1 pseudogene is annotated in these 285 nt (G+C 44.6%); it reads left to right on the top strand.

From position 1 onward, the window contains the following. A pseudogene (locus tag ACM03V_RS34490) lies at positions 1 to 285 on the top strand (hypothetical protein); the annotation flags it as partial.

Genomic DNA, 285 nt, shown 5'->3' with positions numbered 1-285 from the left:
AAAATTTCACTCCTACAGAAGAAAGCGAAACTGAAAATCCTGTTGTAGAAAATTTTAATCCTACACAAGAAAGCGAAACTGAAAATCCTGTTGTAGATAGTGGTGAGAATCCTTTCGCTGGTGGAGAAGGTGAAAATCCTTTCGCTGGTGGAGAAGGTGAAAATCCTTTCGCTGGTGGAGAAGGTGGTGGAAATCCTTTCGCTGGTGGAGAAGGTGGTGAAAATCCTTTCGCTGGTGGAGAAGGTGGTGGAAATCCCTTTGCTGGTGGAGAAGGTGGTGGAAATC

The sequence above is a fragment of the Calothrix sp. CCY 0018 genome (assembly GCF_963920925.1).
In the GTDB taxonomy this organism is placed as follows: Bacteria; Cyanobacteriota; Cyanobacteriia; order Cyanobacteriales; family Nostocaceae; genus Rivularia.
Note: the sequence above shows the minus strand (reverse complement) of the source record. Positions and strands in the feature narration are given on the sequence as shown.